Consider the following 17,934-nt stretch of genomic DNA (forward strand, 5'->3'; position numbering starts at 1 on the left):
CTGGATTTTCAGATGTTCAACACCTCGCATTTAATTGAATATCTTACAAACCTGCCATTGTTACAGGTTCCCAGTTCTTTACTGCAAGCCTCTCTTAACGAAGGATTAAGAATTGGTCGTACCGATACAGGTATGGTTATCTTCTTCGATTATGACGAAGGGCGAGAAGCAGGTGGTGAGGTTGGTTTGCTGCGCTATTTTTTAAGTATTAAAGCGGCGAAAGCGCAAAGCCAAATAAATCAAGAAATTCCCCTTTCCGAGCAAAACCCTCTCAGTATCTGGGTTCCGAAGTTGCCAACCCTTTACGAAATGTCATTCTCGCAAGACCAGACCCGCCGTATTTTGGCGCTTCCGCTAGGCAATCCCAACTCCATACAACCTATGGGTGTGGTGCTATTGCTTATGCCGCGCACCGACCCCGGCGGTACCGTCAGCCTTACAATAAGCACTTCCGACTTACCTAATCTGGTGGCATATTGCCGCGCTACCGCAAACGCTTGGTCGAGCTTGCGCTCTTTGACCAATATGTCGCGCCGCCTCGAAGATTTGGTTTTGTTAAACGATGTGGCAACCGCCATTACCCAGAATCGTGACCTTTCCGACTTGTTACGGCAAATTATGGACACTACCGCCCAGATGTTGCATTCTGATGCTTGTACCTTGATGCTACTCGACCGCGCTACCAATGAACTTGTTTTCAGTATCCCAACCGGAGAAGCGGGCGATGAACTAAAACAAATGCGCCAACCTATGAGCGAAGGTATTAGCGGCTACGTGGCAAGAATCGGAGAACCGGTTATCGTAAACGATGTAACCAAAGATCGTCGCTTTAACCAAACTGTAGATAACAAAACCGGCTTCCGAACTCGCTCAATTATGTGCGCCCCTATGATTGTACGTGAAAAAACAATCGGCGTAATTGAAGTTATTAACAAGCAAGATAGTGGTACTTTCAACCCCAACGACCTTGCTTTGTTGTTAACATTGGCAGCCCAATCCGCCATCGCTATTGAAAATGCCCAGCTTTATTCCGATCTTAAAGACGAGCGAGATAAAATCATCGCTAAAGAAGAAGAAGTACGCCGTGAGTTAGGACGTGATTTACATGATGGTCCGGCACAGGTTATGGCAGGTTTGGCGATGCGCTCCAATTTTATCAAGAAGCTGTACCAAGCCGGTAATGAAGAAGCACGCTTACTCAAAGAATTGACCGATATGGAGAAAGTGGCGCAACAAGCCGCCAAAGATATACGTACCATGATGTTCGGGTTGCGTCCATTAATGCTAGAAACCAAAGGGCTTATTCCTACCCTTGAAGCTTACGTAGAAAAATTGCAAACCGAGACTTGGCAAACTCATCTCATTGTAGAAGGTTTTGGTGAGCCTGAAACCGAAAGCGCGCTACGGTTACCCTACAATACGGAAGCGACCGTCTTTATAATAGTACAGGAAGCAATTAATAATATTCGCAAGCACGCCCAGCCAAATAACGTCTGGATAAGCCTGAATCATAATAATGTTCAAACCATTGTAACCGTCCGTGATGATGGCAAAGGTTTTGATAGCGAAGCCACCGCTAAAAACTACATTGAACGTGGTAGCTTTGGTTTGCTCAACATGCGGGAACGAGCACGCTTGATCAACGCGCAATATGAACTTTCTTCCAAGCAGGGGCAGGGAACTACTATTAAACTATTAATTCCCAATAGCTCTATGCCACAGGTAGCTACCCAGCCGCTGATGGTTACAATGCCCAGTATTATCGAAAAATAAAAATGCTCTCTACTCTATCAAGTAGAGAGCATCCTCGGAGTATTCTTCCTACTAGTTCAGCAGACTGTTAGCAACCAAAGATAAAACCCTGCGGCGTGCTTTTTGTAGCTTTCCAAAAGAAAAAATACTATTCTCACGAGTTTTGCCCGAATTTACTGTTGTCGGTTGAGGTGCAACATGCACTTTTTCTTCCAGTAAGGGCAGGTATTTATGATAGCCTAGCAATGAAGCCATTGTTTTTAGACTTTGCGAAGGTGCGGTACAGCGATACTCGTAAGCTCCCGTAACAGGCGATTCTTCTATAACCAGTTCGGATGGTTCTGGCAGCAGGCAGTGATGCACTCCGCCGATACCTGAAAGCATATCCTGATAAGCTCCGGTCATAAAGACTCCGATGGTCAAATGTTCACCCGGATGGAGTTCCGGCAGCATTACAGCATCGTCCTCTTCCCCTGATTTATATACATCATCAGAATCACAGGTCATACCGCTCAGCCACACTTTACGCACCGGACGATCAAAATGTGTTAGAGGTAAAATAATAAATTGCTGCTTGAGCGCCCATGTATCCGGCAAACTGGACATGAGCGAGCCATTGATTACATACCAGCTTACATCCGACTTATGGGAGGACTTGACTAGCTCCACTTTGTAAAGGTCAAACCCATACGCTGCGGCAGTATAACGCCCAAATTCGCCATAAATATCGGGATGCGGGATTTCGTACTGAGCGCACATTTCCATAATTCCGGCGGTTAGCTCATTCGCAAACGCCTGATAATCAAATTGAAAATCAAGGCTGTAAGGTACAGGCATGCCACCGCCAAAATTGAAAGCGCGCATAGTAGGATAGGTTAGGCGTAATTCACAATAGTTGCGGAAAGAGAGCAGTAACGCCTTTACCCAATCCTGACGATCCACACACTGGGTATCAATCATAGCATGGAACATAACCGGGGTTAAGCCGGGAGTCTGGTTTATTGCAGCAGCCACTTTATCAAGTTCGTGGCGCGGTATTCCAAAACGGGAGGTGACTTTTGAGAAATCGCCATCAGGTAGTATGCTTTTATCTACGCGCAGACGAATACCTACTTCATAGTTCAAGCCTGTGCGCTTTAGCGTCTCAATTTCATCGAAAGATTCAATAATCGGAATAATATTCTTGAAACCTTCGCGCTTCAAATTCGCAATATTATCAACATATTGTTGGGTTTTAAAGCCATTGCATAGTATAACGCGATCAGAGGGCAAATTACCTGCTTTCCAGTGCAAACGCGCCATCATAATGTCCATTGGGGAACTGGTTTCATAGTGCGCGCCGGAGGTTAAAGCAGTGCGAATCAAATCTTCATATTGCGCCGCTTTGCTGGCATAGCAATAAGTAAAATTACCCTGATACCTGTTATTGTGGAAAGCACGGGCAAAATAGCCCTGCATTTTGGATATCTGAGTTGAAATAATCGGGTTATAACCGACTTCCAGAGGCGAACCCCACTCGTGGGATAGGTGAGTGAGATCTATATCGTTGAAGAATAAACGATTTCGCTCAATATGTAAAAACTCGTTCAGCCTTGTATTAGTAATCCCGAAACGGCTACGCAAATGTTCGTAGAAGTTCTGGGTGGTATTGATCATTCTTTATCGTACCTCATTTCGCAGCACACTCCCGCTAACCGGCAGTGGTAGATGGATGACGGACAACAGGGTCGTAAAAATGAGCATCTTTGCGCTCAGTTCTTCCAAAATGTGAATGCGATAACATACAATTACCTTTCAGATTGTATTCGCCCAAATCCGGCAGCGCCTGAGTATCTAAGACCAGCGCTTAGGGTAGCCCATAGGACGAAGAAGTGGTTTGTTAAGCACAGCTATGACAAGAAGCCCCCATTAACCAGAATATTCTTGTGCAAAGCTTGTTGAGGTAATACCCAATTTCTTGTTACTTGCCTAACAGTGTATTCTATCATGTTTAATTTGGGCATTACAATACTTTTTTATAAACTTTTATTAAGAACATGGGTTGATTATTGGTTATTTTAGGTGATTGCTATAGCCAAAATAGCCGCAATCTTTTGATGGCTACACGCAAAGCTCGATGCGGTTTTCTACAGTTGCCGGATATGATTTGACAACCCATTTTCTATAGTTAAACAAGCACTTCTAGAAAGGGTTTAACGTCGGAGTGCTAAATTCATGACAGTGCAAAATCGGAAGGGGGTACAGTTACAAAGCCAGTCTGAGATGAATCATTTTCCCTTTTATATGGTGAGAGCAGGGAGTTACACCCTAAAAACGTTTCTTGCAATGCCCTGATTAATAGTTGTACAAAGCGGATAGGCTCTGGTAAGATGTAAACTCCACAGATATGGTAGTAGTACTGGAAACAGAAAAGGGTGGCGAAAAAGATGAAGCGGTTGCTTAAAGGCGTATTGCGACACACAATGCTCAATACAATGAAAATTGCAGCACGCCCAACACTCCTTTATCGCTCTACTCACCCCAATCTGACTAAACCGCCCCGTAAGTTACTGGTGATACGCCCCGACCATCTAGGCGATGTATTGCTTACCACTCCTGCCCTGCACTTATTGCGGCAAGCGTTACCGGATACTGAAATTACAGCATTGGTGGGACCTTGGGGTGCGCCTTCGTTGGTGGGCAACCCTGATATTGACAAACTGGTTCGACTCCCTTTTCCGGGGTTCAGTCGTCAACCCGCCACAAACCCGTTAGCCCCTTATTTACTGGCGCTCCAACAATCACGGGTTTTGCGGCGTGAGGGTTATGATGCTGTTCTAAATATGCGCTATGATTTCTGGTGGGGCGCATTACTGGCGTATCTCTCAGATATTCCCGCCCGCTTTGGTTTCGAGTGGGATGAATCGCGGGCTTTTCTGAATTACCGCCTCTCAATGCGTCACTCAGAATTGCCAGAATTATTTACCCCTTTTGGTCAACCACCGCAACATTTCTCTGCCCTAAGTCTTTCGCTGGCTCAATTTCTGCTCGACTCTTATAGAGTAAAATTATCCTCAGAGGGTTTCGATGCCCGCCTTAAATTTTACCCTTCTCCCGAAGAAAAGCGTTATGTAAACTTGATACTCTCTGAAATGGGATTAGAACGTAATGACAAGCTGGTGGTAATCCATCCCGGCAGTGGAGCAACTCTCAAGTTGTGGACGGTGGAAGGCTTTGCAGGAGTAGCAGATGCGATTAGCCACAAATACGATGTAAAAGTTGTGCTGGTAGGTGGAGAGAAAGAGTCTATACTGGTAAAAAATATCCTGCGCCACTGCCAGAGCCAACCCATTCGCTGGGATTCTGGCGATAGTTGGGGCAAACTAGCCGCCCTATTTGAGCGCAGCCAACTTGTAATCGGGCTGGATAGCGGTCCTATGCATTTGGCGGTAGCAATGGGCGCATCCACCCTCCACCTCTTCGGTCCCACTGATCCTCAGATATTCGGTCCGTGGGGCGACCCTCAAAAGCACCGGATGGTGCGAACCGAAATAGACCTGCCATGCTGTCCATGCGGTGTGCTTGACCCAAATCGTATTTGCTGGAAAGGCGGCTACTGTATGCGCACTATCAAAGTTACACAGGTGCTGGACGAAGTAGCCCATTTTCTATAATCTCCCCTGATACAAGAAAGACAAGGGGCTTAAACCCCTTGCCTGAAAGAAGCTGTAAATTAGTGGGTAATTTTGTCCTGTGCGCCAGAAATAATGGCGGCACGCACACGCTCTGGAACGGCAGGGATTTCGTTTATCCGCACTCCGGTTGCGGCATAAATGGCATTACAAATGGTCGCTCCACCCGGTACGATGGGCGGCTCACCTACGCCTTTTGCCCCAAAAGGTCCGTCAGGAGAAGGAATTTCTATCAATTGTACCTCGATATTTGGTACTTGCGGCGCACTTTGAAGCGCATAATCCATCAAGCTGCCGTTTATCAAAGTTCCTTCTTCATCATAGACCATTTGCTCATAGAGCGCCCAACCTAAACCCTGAGTCACGCCTCCGTGAATCTGTCCGTGTACTTCCGCCGGGTTAATTGCTTTACCCACATCCTGCACTGCGACATAATCCAGCACTTCAACCTCGCCCGTTTCACTATCAACCCGAACTCTAGCCAAGTGTGCGGTGAAACCGGGCGCATTTCGCACAATCGCGCTGTTGCCTCGCCCGAAAACAGGCTCAAAGCGCCCGCCAAAACTCATGCTTTTAGCAGCTATTTCCTTTAAAGTTACCGATTTGCTGGTGACACCCTTTACCGAAACCTTACCATCTTGCAGTTCAAGGTCTTGCGGATTTGCCTCCAGTAGTGAAGAAGCGATGTTGAGAATCTGCTCTTTGGCATCTTGCGCTGCTTTCAGCACTGCCGCGCCTACGGTGTAGAGAGTTTTGCTGCCACCGCTGGCTCCGGCGTAGGGTGCGCTGCTGGTATCGACGTTTTCCACCGTCACATGCTCTGTCTGTAAGCCCAACACCTCAGCCGCAATCAAACCCAAACTGGTTGTAACCCCGCTGATATCCGCTACTCCGGTGGTAACAGTAATATTTCCATCATGGTCAAGGCGGCAGGTGCTACTTGCAGGCTCAAGCCCACCGGGCCACCCGCCAATCGCAACTCCGATACCCTCACCGGGCGCAACTTTATCACGGTTTAACCAAAGAGGATGCTTAGATAGTTGCTCCATACATTCTTTTAGACCGATTCGCGGCATTGGTTTGCCGTTCACCATGATGTCGCCTTCTATGATGCAGTTCTGAAGCCGAAATTCTAATAAGTCACGATTCATAGCACGTGCCAACGCATCTATAGCAGACTCCAGTGCGAAGGTGGTTTGGGGCGAGCCGGGAGCGCGGTATGCCCCCACTCCGGTTTTATGGGTAAGCACTTCAAAACATTCAATGTCAAAATTATCTACCCGATAATAGCCCGCCAACACAATCCCTGCTATACCGAGAGCAGTGCCGGGATAAGCCCCCGTTTCAAAATACACTTTTGCTTTGAGAGCGGATAGTGTACCATTGGCACGTGCGCCTATTTTAAGCTCGATTTTGCCGTTAAAAGATGGGTTTCCGGCGGTGAGGTCTTCCATTCGGTAAAATACCAGACGCACCGGGCGGCGAGCGACTTTTGCCAGTGCTGCCGTAAACGGTTCAATCAATACAAACTTGCCTCCAAACGCACCTCCAATAGTAGTTACCACAATTTTTACTTTGTTTAGTGGCATATTGAGTGCGGCAGCGACTTCTTGACGGGCGATGAAAGCCGCTTGGGTGCTGGTATAGAGCGTGATTCCGCCTCCGGTAGTAGGTTCAGCAAGGCACGATTGTGGCTCAATATAGCTTTGATGTATCATCGGTACGGTGTAAGTATTTTCTACAATCGCAGCGGCTTCCGAAAACCCACTTTCAACATCGCCTCGTTTGAAATGGATATGGTTACTGACATTGTGCGGTAGCTTGAAGCCCACGTCTTGATCTTTGGTTTCGACAGTGGCATGCATCTGGGCATCCGCATCTGCTCCATGCGCCTCACGGGAACGCACGTTCATCGCGTTTGGTTTCAGCGCCTCTTCCATTGAGCTAACCACCGGGAGGGGGTCATAATCCACAAAAACTTGATCTACCCCATCAAGCGCTGCCGCTTCTGTTTCACCCAGCACTACCGCAATAGGCTGCCCGTAAAATATCACTTCGTCTTTTGCCAGCGGGTTACGTCTTCGTGACTCGCTGCTCTCCTGCACAATCGGTAAATCTGCGGCGATTATAACCTTGAACACGCCTGGAACTTTCAAGGCTTCAGAAATATCTATGCTATTAATACGAGCGTGGGCATAACGGCTGGTTACAAGGCGAGCATGCAACATACCGGGCAAAACCAAATCCCCGGCAAAACGAGTCTCCCCGGTAAGTTTCCCCTCGCCATCTTTGCGCAAGGCATCATGCCCAACCACTTTAAAAAGATCAGAATTTATAGTATCGGTCACTTTTTATTCCTTTCTTAATGGGATTTTTAAATATTGTTACGGTTTAACTCCAAGCAATTTGTAACCTGATTATACCAGAGATGCAAAAAAGCGATGGGTTAAATCCCATCGCCGCATAATCTACAATATCAGTTAGCGATTACTAATGATTCTGTTCTAGCTGGTCGGCGGTTTTACCGAATTTGCGGACGCGCTGACTGTAGTCGATCAAAGCCTGCTTGAACTCATCTTTACCCAATTCGGGCCAGAAAAGGTTGGTAAACCAGTATTCGCTATAAGCGGCTTGCCAAATCAGAAAGTTGCTGAGGCGCTGTTCCCCGGCAGTGCGGATAATTAAGTCAGGGTCGGGGCTACCAGTAGAATAAAGGAAACGCCCGATTAACGCCTCGTCAATTTGCTCAGCCGGAACGCCGGATTGCACTATCTTGCGCACCGCATCAACAATCTCACCACGCCCCCCATAATTAAAGCAAACATTCAGAGTAAGGCGAGAATTATGGCGGGTTTTCTCGGTGGCGCGTTCAATCGCCCGCAAAAGGTGGCGGGGCATACGATCTAAGCGTCCCAAGTGGCACACCTTAACCCCTTCGGCGTGCAATTTAGGAGTTTCTCTTTCTATCACTTCACCGAGAATAGTCATCAAACCGCGCACTTCATCTTCCGGTCTGTTCCAATTCTCAGTACTGAAGGCATAAAGAGTCAGGTGTTTTACGCCAAAGCGAACACATGCTTCAACGATGCGCCTTATATTTTCTGCGCCTGCCCGATGCCCGGCGATTCGTGGTAAGCTGCGTTGCTTCGCCCAACGACCATTCCCATCCATCACTATAGCGACATGAACCGGGATAAAACGAGGGTCTATATCTGGGTCCAATGCTACAACCGGAGTGGTGGCAGACACGGCTTCCACAATTTTTACTCTACTCATCCTTGTGAAATTTACCTCTGTAGTACTGCTAAAATTTAAACTTCGAGTATTTCTTTTTCTTTGTGATGTCCTACTTCATCCGCTTCGTGGATGTAGCGGGTGGTAAGTTGTTCAATCTTTTCCTGACCGCGCTTTTCATCGTCTTCACCAATCATTTTCTCTTTCAGCATTTCCTTGAGATCATCATTGTGAGCGCGTCTGATATTACGGATAGAAACTTTACCATCTTCAATTTTATTCTTCGCCACTTTGACCAAATCCTTACGGCGTTCTTCGGTGAGAGGCGGGAACGGTACGCGAATAACCTTGCCATCGTTAGCAGGATTTAAGCCCAGATCTGATTTCTGGATAGCTTTCTCGATTGCGCTAAACGACCCTTTATCGAAAGGCTGTACCACCAGCAACCGCGCTTCTTGAGCAGTGATTGTGGCAAGTTGCTGCAAGGGTGTATTAACCCCATAATATTCGACCTGAAGCTTTTCAATAAGTCCGGGAGCGGCACGCCCTGTGCGGATATTTTGCATTTGCAGCTTGAGAGCCTCAATCGCCTTTTTCATCTGATTCTCAGCTTCGGCAATTATTTCATCTACCATAACAAAACCCTTCCTATAAGTTTTTCTGTTTGCTACCCTGAAAACAGAACCGGATCGGCTTACCTTACCAGCGTTCCGATCTTGTGACCCAACATTGCTTTTTCAAAGTTGCCATCATCTAGGTTCAACACAATGATTGGCATTTTATTTTCCATACAAAGCGATAACGCCGTAACATCCATTACCCGCAAGCCCATATTGATAGCATCCATATAGGATAGCTCTTCAAACTTGCGAGCGTTGGGATTATTGCGAGGGTCATCGTCATAAACACCGTCAACTTCATTCTTCTGCATTATGATGACATCAGCGTTTATTTCCATAGAACGCAGAGCGGCGGTAGTATCGGTAGTAAAATACGGGTTACCACTACCCCCTGCTAATATAACGACACGACCCTTCTCAAGGTGACGTATTGCACGCCTTCTGATATAAGGTTCGGCTACTTGGTGCATCTGAAGAGCAGTCATTACCCGTGTCACCACACCAATACGTTCAAGCGAGTCTTGTAAAGCCAATGCATTAAATACAGTGGCAAGCATTCCCATGTAATCGGCAGTGCTGCGATCCATTCCGCTGGTAGAAGCTTGGAAGCCGCGCCAAATATTGCCGCCGCCAACTACAATTGCCACTTCTACTTTCATTTCATAAATTGTTTTGATTTTGTAAGCCAGAGCTTGGGCTACTTTGGGGTCAATGCCGTAACGCTGCTCACCCATCAGGGCTTCCCCGCTCAATTTGAGCAGAACCCTTTTGTAAACTGGAGTGGACATTAGCGCCTTTCTCTATACAATATTATTCAGTAAAATATTATTGCTGCTGCGCCTTCAGGGCTACCGCCTATTATACCCTATATATGCACCATAAGGGTAGTAATTTTAGCTTAGAATGACTCTTATAACATCTTAAGATTTATAGCAAAAAACGCTAGGAGTGTATAAGCCTAGCGTTTTTAGATTCTAAACCGAGAGGTTATGTAGCCTGAGTGCTAGCCTCACGAAATTTTATTACTTGCCTAGCTCGAAGCGAGTAAAGCGGCGCACCACGATGTTCTCACCCAACTTGCCTTTGGCTTGCTGGATCATATCTGAAATTGAGATTTTACCATCGCGGATAAAAGGCTGCTTTAGTAACACTACCCCCTCATACCACTTATCGAGGTTTTCGCCGAGCTGACTTTGCATATCCGCAACGACTTCAGCCGGAACATCCTCAACACTGATATAGCGAGGGTCAACACCTACGATATGCTGGGCAATATCTTTTGCGAGCTTCTGGAAGTCCTCGGTACGCGCTACAAAGTCGGTTTCGCAATTCAGCTCAACCATAGCGCCTATGCGACCGGTATGAATATAGGTTTCAATAAGACCTTGTTTAGCTTCCCGCCCGGTTACTTTCTCCGCTTTGCGCAAACCACGCTCGTCCAGCCATTTCTTCGCAGCAGCAAAGTCGCCATTTGTTTCTTGCAGAGCTTTTTTACAATCTAGGATACCGGCATTTGTTTCTTCGCGAAGTTGTTTTACCTGCTGAGCCGAAATTTCCACTTTTATATCTCCTTAATTTTATCTTAAAGAACGCTGAGCGGGAGTTTGCCGTTCAGCGTTAGCCTTGCACAATCAGATACTAGCGTCGGCGACGCTGTGGGCGCTGACGTTCGCCATCGCCACCGCTACCCTCATCTTCTTCTTTGCGATCAGAATGTCGGCTGGCGCGTTCAGCCGCTTCATCCATCAACTGGTCTTGCAGCACCTGTGCGCGGCGCTGTGCCCCTTCAATGTAGGCATCTGCTAAGTATGCAGTAATAATTTTGACTGAGCGAATAGCGTCGTCGTTACCCGGAATGACATAATCGATTTCGTCCGGGTTGCAGTTGGTATCGGTAATAGCAATTACCGGAATTTCCAACCGTAGCGCCTCAAGCATAGCAATGCGCTCTTTGTGAGGATCAACCACAAAAATCGCATTAGGCAGATCGTATAGGCTCTTGATACCGCCCAATACATCGTTTAGCTTGGTCTTCTCTTCAGTGAGCTTCTTAGCTTCTCGCTTTGGTAATTGCTCAAATTCACCACGAGTTTCGCGAGCTTCCAGTTCGGCAAGGTAGCGCAAGCGTTGGCGAATGGTGACAAAGTTGGTGAGCAAACCACCGGGCCACCGCTTATTGGCAAAATACTGTCCACAACGTTTTGCCTCTTCAGCCACGGTATCCTGAGCTTGCTTCTTGGTTCCTACGAACAACAGTCGTCCACCTTGAGCCGCCAATTCCTGCACGAAAGCAGCCGCATCTTCCAAACCTGAAACAGATTGACCTAAGTCGATGATATGAATTCCGTTGCGTTCGGTGAAGATGTATTGGCGCATCTTTGGGTTCCAGCGTTTGGTCTGATGTCCAAAGTGTACACCTGATTCCAGCAATGCACGCATTATCTGAGGAACGGTCATGCCCTTCTGGATAGTAGCAAGCGGGCGTGGCGCAGATGGGACAATTTCAGGCGCAGGAGTAGCGCCCGGATTAGCGGTAGTTACCATTGAATGGGATATTCCTTTCTAAATTCGTTTTCTTCCGCTCTCGTCAACCCGGCGATAATCCCGAAGGACACGAATCACACGGTCAGAGAGCGTGCTTATTATTATTTTGGCAATAAATTTGCCGCAAGAGATTATAGCATAGAGAGTTGGCATAATGCAATTCAGCTTGCTTTGCGGTGTATATAATATCATGTGCGAGTAGGGTGAGTTCAAACATCTCTTGCGACCCCGGCAAGCGTTCCACTGCCTGCCTGTGCCCTGAAAGGGATGAACCCACCCCCTTTCCGAACTTGCAACCGCCCTGCTGAACTATCACTAACTATACCTTTATCGGATTCTCTTTTCTGGATGTTCGTGTATAGCGCAAAAATTAAAACCAAGTTTGTGGGAGTAATAAGAAACGGCTGCCTCAATTTCGGCAGCCGCGCTTACAACATGATACTGGAAATCCTGTATTCTACTTCTTAGCAGATTTTTTGACCGGTACTGGACCTAAAACTTTCTCAACCGCCTGCTCAATCTTAACACCGCTATCGGTATTGTCGAGAGGGTCTTTGCGGAGACGATGGCGCAAGGACAGCGTCGCAATCTGCCTAACATCTTCCACAGTAACCGCTTTCTTGTGATTGAAAGCTGCTAATGCGGTAGCAGTGCGAGCAATAGTCAATTCACCACGATGCCCGTCAATATTCAGAGCAAGGCATAATTCGGCGATTTTTATCAAGATTTCGTGCGGCAATTCAACTTTCGGTAGCAAGCGTTGCGCTTCTTTTATCTTGCGCCGTAAAGCTTCCTGCTGTGGGTCATATTCAGCCATAAACTCAGCAGGATTCATCTCGAAGGTGTGGCGGCGCTTTACGATTTCGACACGTTGCTCAAGGTCAAGAATCGTGACGATGCGGGCGTGCAAACCAAAACGGTCGAGCAATTGCGGGCGCAAATCGCCTTCTTCAGGGTTACCGCTACCTACCAGCACGAAACGAGCAGGATGGCGTACACTGATACCTTCGCGCTCTACTACGTTCACACCGCCTGCCGCTACGTCCAGCAGCACGTCAACCAAATGATCTTCCAAAAGGTTAACTTCGTCAATATACAAGAAGCCACGGTTTGCCCGCGCCAGCAATCCAGGCTCAAAGGCTTTAACGCCTTGGCTAAGCGCCTTTTCAATATCAATTGTGCCGCAAACACGATCTTCGGTAGCGCCTAAGGGCAAGTCAACTACAGGAACAGGGGCTATATGCCCGGTCAATTTTTGACCACGAGCGAGTTTGTCGCGGCAATCGCGACAAAGACCACCACGTTTAGTGGTATCTGGATCACAACTATACATACAGTTGTTTATTATTTTGATACGAGGGAGCAAATCGGCAAGCGCACGCACGATCGTGCTTTTACCGGTACCGCGATGCCCCATAATCATAACACCACTGATTCGGGGGTCAATAACGTTGAGCAGTAAGGATAACTTCATTTCTTCCTGCCCTACGATTGCGGTAAATGGGTAAACATAAGAGGCTTCTACTTGAGTATCAGCTTTGCCTTTTGTACCCTTGCCAGCAGGGCTATTCCCATTGATTACAGGTGCAAGCTCTAATTCTTCGGGTTCAATCGTGAGTTCGGTGAGTTCAGACATTGAATTCTTCCTGTTTCGATTAAATATTCCACAATCGGTTTCTGATTAATTATATGCTACATCTTGTAGTTAGGGTGTAGCACTTGTTACTAACTCAACCAATTTTTGCCAGATTACGTACTACAATTTGAGGCTAAAGGCGTAATTGTTACAGAATTTCGGTAAATTACTATTAAAAATCCATGAAATTATGGCGCCACGCTACCAGTTTTTTCATCTTTAGGCAGAGAATCGCATATCTTTTATATATACTTCAAGCCGTTTCTGCCCATGCCACATATTTTGATCTAAATTGAACGCAACATCGATGAGTTTTCCCGGTTTCATGTCCACCGCACGCCAACCCGCCCGAAAAGCAATGCCCTCAAGCGTTTTCATGTTATGCGGATTGAACAATTTCAAACGCAAGTGTGAACCATCAATACCCACTGGGCGTGCCTCCCGCACCTTCAGTCCGGTACAGGCATAGAGCGGTTGCAAGTTTTCGCTTCCAAACGGCGCTAATAAGCGACTCTCAGTATAGGCAGACATAATTTGGTCAGGTTCAATGATTGCATCCACCAGCAAGCGCGGTTGCAAGTCAGAGTCGGTCATTCTGTCGGCAATTTTATATAAGCGACTTTCCAACTCGGCTAAGTTTGAAGCTGCTACCGTGAACCCGGCAGCCTGACGATGCCCGCCGAAGCGTTCGAGCAAATCGCTACACTCGCTTAGAGCCTCAATTATATTAAAAGCGTAGATGCTTCGCGCCGACCCCTTACAATGCTCACCGCTACGCTCGACCACCACTACCGGGCGAGAATATTCCTCACAAAGACGACCGGCTACCAACCCCACGATTCCGGCTTGCCAGTTAGTACCACTGAGCAGCATCAGTTTATTTTTCTCAGCCAGCCTTTTCTCCGCTACCTGATAACGTGCTTCCTCCAGTACGGTACTTAGCATATCCTGACGCTCACGGTTTTTGGAATTTAGCTGGTTAGCCAGTTCGCGGGCTTCCGATAACGAGTCGGTTAGAAGTAACTGATACGCCAGAATCGCATCATCCACCCGTCCGGCAGCGTTTATACGAGGAGCTAGCCCAAATCCAATGGAACTCGCTTCAAGTTCTCCTTGCTTTAAGCCTGCGGCATCAATCAACGCAATAATACCTGGGCGAGAGGTGCGGTTTAAAGCCCTCAAACCGCTAGCAACCAACACTCTGTTTTCACCGTTTAGTGGAGATATATCCGCCACAGTGCCAAGCGCGACCAAATCAAGCAGGTCGCTCGGCTTTAGCCCATTACCTTTGATACCAGCTTTACTTAATGCCCTAACCAAATGGAAAGCCATTCCTACACCCGCTACCCCCTTATAAGGGTACTGGCAACCTTCCTGCCTGACATTGAGAATGGCATAGGCTTGCGGTAATGGGTCGGGGGGGCGGTGGTGGTCTGTTACAATAATATCCATGCCGAGTCCACTGGCAAACGCAACCTCTGCCACATTGCTAACGCCGCAATCTACCGTAATAACAAGGGTAACACCCTGTTCGTGCAAACGGGTAAGGGCAGGCGGATTCAAACCGTAACCCTCATCAACCCGGTGCGGAATACGCGGTATAACTTCAACTCCCAACGACCTGAAATATTGCACCAAAAGGCTACAGGCAGTTACACCGTCTGCGTCGAAATCTCCGTAAATAGCGAGAGTTTCATGGGCAGATAGCGCCTGTTGGATGCGCTTTACTGCCCTATCCATATCTTTTATCAGGTAAGGGTCAGCTAAACGGGAATAGTCGGCATTGAAAAAATATTCAATCGCTTCGGGGGTGCGAAGATTGCGGTTATATAAGAGTTGGGCGATGAGCGCGCCATATCCTGATTCGGAGACTCTATCAAGAAATTCGCTCGGAATCGGATTGGGCATAACCCAGATGCGCTCACGTCTGCCCTTTAGGGTAGATGAAGGATCGCCAGATTCAGGAATATCCGCTTGCGACATCCTTCAAACTCCCTACTAAAACGGAACTTGTAAGAATACCTTCAATAATAAAGCAGGAATCAAGACCACCAGCGCGCTTCGGTTCCAATTCAGCTTCATGCTGAAATGAACTCCGGTAATTAGTAGGAATAGTTGGTAAAACAAAGGCGCAAACTGGATGAGTATAACGTAGATATTGACATCGCCCCGACTAAAACCGGGATCATGCAAAATTGAAAGCAGGTTAGGTATCCCAATAGGAATTAAATATAGAAGCCCCAATATTAACAGGTTGACCTGTGCGAAGGTTGCAATAGCGAATAGGCTCTTGAAGTTAGTGCGGGACTCTTCTTTGTAAAAGAGACGTGCTACTACCGAAAGCGCCATTGCAAAAACCGCCGTGAAAGCAACCCGAATTATCGCATTAATCAGGAAGGAACCGATAAAACTGGAATCAATATTTGGAATTTGATCAGGTTGAGGGGTGTTTAACTCGATCTGCTTGTCATTGAGTTTTAAGTTGGAATCGGTGTTATCTCGCAGATAGAGAAATTGCTTGTCGGTTAAGCGTATGCGCTGGTCATCAACATCATTCAGTTCTGCATTCTGGGCATCGGTTAGTTTTAAGGTTGCATCTGAAGGATTAGTCAGCGCATTTCGCTGATCTGTGCTAAGTGGCACTTCACCATTTCGGTCATCCAGTACCTGAACCACTTGATAGCGGCTCAACTGGATTTTATTGTCCAGCACATTTTGTCCATAACTCAAAAGGCTAACAACCTGCGACAAAGCTACAAGCGCTATTAACAGGAAATATAAAAACGCGCCTTGCCAGTAAGGGATTGTAGCAGCAATACGCCGCATTGCCACCAGCGGTCGAATAATTACATCTACAAAGTTGTGCCAGAGAGACACAGGTTTTAGCAGTTCAGTCTCACAATTAAAGCACTTTTCATCATCTATCGGGTTAAGCTCACGACATTCAGGGCATAGTACCTCAGGTGTACCATTTCTGAATTCATCTAATACCTTATTCATTTAAACAAAAACCTGTACCTTTAGTTATGATTGCTAAGTTAATCGGCGCTATTATAGCATAGCTTTTGTACTGACGCAGACAAAAGCACTTTTGTTCTTATTACAACGTAAATAAAACCCCGCCTATCGTAAAAAGCGGGGTTTGACCTATGAGTAGCCAAGTGACGTTTATCCTAATAACTCAAAAGGGTTCTCCAGCAAGGTTTGGAGTTGTCCCAAAAAGCGCGCCACCGTTGCGCCGTACAGCACGCGATGGTCGGCGGAGAGCGTCAGGCTCATGCGATGACGCACCGCTATTTCATGATTTACCACTACCGGTTTCTCGATAATCGCGCCGACTGCCAGAATTGCGCTTTCGGGCGGATTGATGACCGCTTGGAATTGCGTCACATTGAACATGCCGAGGTTCGAGATTGAGAAAGTACCGCCTTGATAATCTTCGGGGCGTAGTTTCCCACTACGGGCTTTTTCAATCAAAGCTTTGGCTTCTTTTGCCAAGCTTCGCACCCCTTTGATATTAGCGTCACGAATCACGGGTACCACCAAACCATTAGGAACATCCACCGCGAAACCAACGTTTACCCGCTTATTGCGATAAAATTTGCCGTCCTTGTACCATGTATTTGCTTCGGGTATCCGTTCCAAGGCTATAGCAGATGCTTTCACAACTAGGTCGTTAAAGCTGATTTTGACTCCACCCTCGCCTAACTTCGAGTTCAATTGCTCGCGTAGCTTTACCGCTTCGGTCATATCTACTTCGGTAGAGACGTAGAAGTGCGGTACTTGTTGCTTAGACTCGGTAAGTCGGCGCGCTACAGTGGTTTGCATCATAGTAGGAGTAATAATCTCTACCTCATCGCCACTTGGAGTAGAAGCAATTGCCTGAACCTGTGTAACGACTGATTGCACCGCTGCATTAACTGCCACAACCGACGTTTCGGGGGCAGCTATAGCATAACCATTACCTTTGTGGTGCGCCCCTTCTACATCATCGCGCAGGATTCGACCACCGGGACCACTCCCGGCAATCGCATGCAAATCAAGCTGATAGGTGGAGGCGAGGTTTCGCGCCAGCGGAGAAGCCTTGACTCTGCCCGAACTAGCAGCACCAACGGGGGTTGAGGCTACCTGAACCTGAGTTGCTGCCGCTTGCACCGCTGCACTTACTGCCGCCACCGCTGGTTCTGGAATAGTTGTGGGGGCAACAGCCACACGCGGAGTAGCCGAAGCAGTTTCGCCAGCTTTGCGAATCGTGGCTACAACTGTACCAATTAGTACAGTTTCGCCGGGTTGCACCAAGATTTGTTCCAGCACGCCATTATCAAAGGCTTCCAAGTCCATAGTAGCTTTATCGGTTTCGATATCTGCCAGCACATCACCCTTTTTTATTTCATCGCCCGGTTTTTTATGCCAAGTGGCGATAGCCCCTTCTTTCATGGTATCGCTCAAGCGCGGCATTATTACATCAACCATTTTT

13 protein-coding genes are annotated in these 17,934 nt (G+C 47.2%); 2 read left to right on the forward strand and 11 right to left on the reverse strand.

Features of this window, described 5'->3' with window-relative positions:
• The first annotated feature begins 12 nt into the window (after nucleotides 1-12).
• Nucleotides 13-1,773 (forward strand): GAF domain-containing sensor histidine kinase, encoded by a 1,761-nt coding sequence (locus OZ401_RS04585; protein WP_341469530.1) that lies wholly within the window; start codon nucleotides 13-15, stop codon nucleotides 1,771-1,773.
• A 51-nt stretch (nucleotides 1,774-1,824) separates the two neighbouring features.
• Here the strand turns inward: OZ401_RS04585 and OZ401_RS04590 are convergent, their stop codons facing one another.
• Nucleotides 1,825-3,408 carry a type III PLP-dependent enzyme domain-containing protein gene (locus tag OZ401_RS04590; RefSeq protein WP_341469531.1) on the reverse strand — a complete coding sequence of 528 codons (1,584 nt, stop codon included), beginning with the start codon at nucleotides 3,406-3,408 and terminating at the stop codon, nucleotides 1,825-1,827.
• Nucleotides 3,409-4,178: 770 nt separating this feature from the next.
• On the opposite strand from OZ401_RS04590, the gene OZ401_RS04595 reads away from it, so the two are divergent.
• Nucleotides 4,179-5,405: a glycosyltransferase family 9 protein gene (locus OZ401_RS04595; protein WP_341469532.1), complete on the forward strand. Its 1,227-nt coding sequence runs from the start codon at nucleotides 4,179-4,181 to the stop codon at nucleotides 5,403-5,405.
• 59 nt (nucleotides 5,406-5,464) lie between these two features.
• On the opposite strand, the gene OZ401_RS04600 is transcribed toward OZ401_RS04595, so the two are convergent.
• The 10 genes from OZ401_RS04600 to OZ401_RS04645 all read right to left on the reverse strand — a co-directional run bounded on the left by OZ401_RS04600 (nucleotide 5,465) and on the right by OZ401_RS04645 (nucleotide 17,930).
• Nucleotides 5,465-7,771, reverse strand: a complete 2,307-nt coding sequence (locus tag OZ401_RS04600; RefSeq protein WP_341469533.1) for a xanthine dehydrogenase family protein molybdopterin-binding subunit — start codon at nucleotides 7,769-7,771, stop codon at nucleotides 5,465-5,467.
• Between the two features lie 142 nt (nucleotides 7,772-7,913).
• Entirely contained in the window at nucleotides 7,914-8,699 is a 786-nt protein-coding gene (gene uppS, locus OZ401_RS04605) for an undecaprenyl pyrophosphate synthase (protein ID WP_341469534.1), read from the reverse strand.
• Nucleotides 8,700-8,734: 35 nt separating this feature from the next.
• A complete protein-coding gene (gene frr / locus OZ401_RS04610) occupies nucleotides 8,735-9,292 on the reverse strand; it encodes a ribosome recycling factor (protein WP_341469535.1) in 558 nt (185 codons plus the stop codon).
• A 59-nt stretch (nucleotides 9,293-9,351) separates the two neighbouring features.
• Nucleotides 9,352-10,065 (reverse strand): UMP kinase, encoded by a 714-nt coding sequence (pyrH, locus tag OZ401_RS04615; RefSeq protein WP_341469536.1) that lies wholly within the window; start codon nucleotides 10,063-10,065, stop codon nucleotides 9,352-9,354.
• Nucleotides 10,066-10,299: 234 nt separating this feature from the next.
• Nucleotides 10,300-10,836 (reverse strand): translation elongation factor Ts, encoded by a 537-nt coding sequence (gene tsf, locus OZ401_RS04620; protein WP_341469537.1) that lies wholly within the window; start codon nucleotides 10,834-10,836, stop codon nucleotides 10,300-10,302.
• A 79-nt stretch (nucleotides 10,837-10,915) separates the two neighbouring features.
• Nucleotides 10,916-11,716 (reverse strand): 30S ribosomal protein S2, encoded by an 801-nt coding sequence (gene rpsB, locus OZ401_RS04625; protein ID WP_425607610.1) that lies wholly within the window; start codon nucleotides 11,714-11,716, stop codon nucleotides 10,916-10,918.
• Between the two features lie 562 nt (nucleotides 11,717-12,278).
• On the reverse strand, nucleotides 12,279-13,457 hold the full coding sequence (gene bchI, locus OZ401_RS04630; protein WP_341469538.1) for a magnesium chelatase ATPase subunit I: 1,179 nt from the start codon (nucleotides 13,455-13,457) through the stop codon (nucleotides 12,279-12,281).
• A 219-nt stretch (nucleotides 13,458-13,676) separates the two neighbouring features.
• Nucleotides 13,677-15,440 carry a single-stranded-DNA-specific exonuclease RecJ gene (recJ, locus tag OZ401_RS04635; protein ID WP_341469539.1) on the reverse strand — a complete coding sequence of 588 codons (1,764 nt, stop codon included), beginning with the start codon at nucleotides 15,438-15,440 and terminating at the stop codon, nucleotides 13,677-13,679.
• A 15-nt stretch (nucleotides 15,441-15,455) separates the two neighbouring features.
• Nucleotides 15,456-16,457 (reverse strand): Yip1 family protein, encoded by a 1,002-nt coding sequence (locus OZ401_RS04640; protein WP_341469540.1) that lies wholly within the window; start codon nucleotides 16,455-16,457, stop codon nucleotides 15,456-15,458.
• 168 nt (nucleotides 16,458-16,625) lie between these two features.
• Complete coding sequence (locus OZ401_RS04645) at nucleotides 16,626-17,930, reverse strand: dihydrolipoamide acetyltransferase family protein (RefSeq protein ID WP_341469541.1); 1,305 nt, start codon at nucleotides 17,928-17,930, stop codon at nucleotides 16,626-16,628.
• Between the last annotated feature and the right edge of the window lie 4 nt (nucleotides 17,931-17,934).

The organism is Candidatus Chlorohelix allophototropha (genome assembly GCF_030389965.1).
In the GTDB taxonomy this organism is placed as follows: Bacteria; Chloroflexota; Chloroflexia; order Chloroheliales; family Chloroheliaceae; genus Chlorohelix; species Chlorohelix allophototropha.

Coding starts and splice junctions, on each gene's coding strand:
- OZ401_RS04585 (WP_341469530.1), top strand. CDS start 13: ATGTTCAACACCTCGCATTTAATTGAATATCTTACAAACCTGCCATTG.
- OZ401_RS04590 (WP_341469531.1), bottom strand. CDS start 3,408: ATGATCAATACCACCCAGAACTTCTACGAACATTTGCGTAGCCGTTTC.
- OZ401_RS04595 (WP_341469532.1), top strand. CDS start 4,179: ATGAAGCGGTTGCTTAAAGGCGTATTGCGACACACAATGCTCAATACA.
- uppS (WP_341469534.1), bottom strand. CDS start 8,699: ATGAGTAGAGTAAAAATTGTGGAAGCCGTGTCTGCCACCACTCCGGTT.
- frr (WP_341469535.1), bottom strand. CDS start 9,292: ATGGTAGATGAAATAATTGCCGAAGCTGAGAATCAGATGAAAAAGGCG.
- pyrH (WP_341469536.1), bottom strand. CDS start 10,065: ATGTCCACTCCAGTTTACAAAAGGGTTCTGCTCAAATTGAGCGGGGAA.
- rpsB (WP_425607610.1), bottom strand. CDS start 11,716: ATGCGTGCATTGCTGGAATCAGGTGTACACTTTGGACATCAGACCAAA.
- bchI (WP_341469538.1), bottom strand. CDS start 13,457: ATGTCTGAACTCACCGAACTCACGATTGAACCCGAAGAATTAGAGCTT.
- recJ (WP_341469539.1), bottom strand. CDS start 15,440: ATGTCGCAAGCGGATATTCCTGAATCTGGCGATCCTTCATCTACCCTA.
- OZ401_RS04640 (WP_341469540.1), bottom strand. CDS start 16,457: ATGAATAAGGTATTAGATGAATTCAGAAATGGTACACCTGAGGTACTA.
- OZ401_RS04645 (WP_341469541.1), bottom strand. CDS start 17,930: ATGGTTGATGTAATAATGCCGCGCTTGAGCGATACCATGAAAGAAGGG.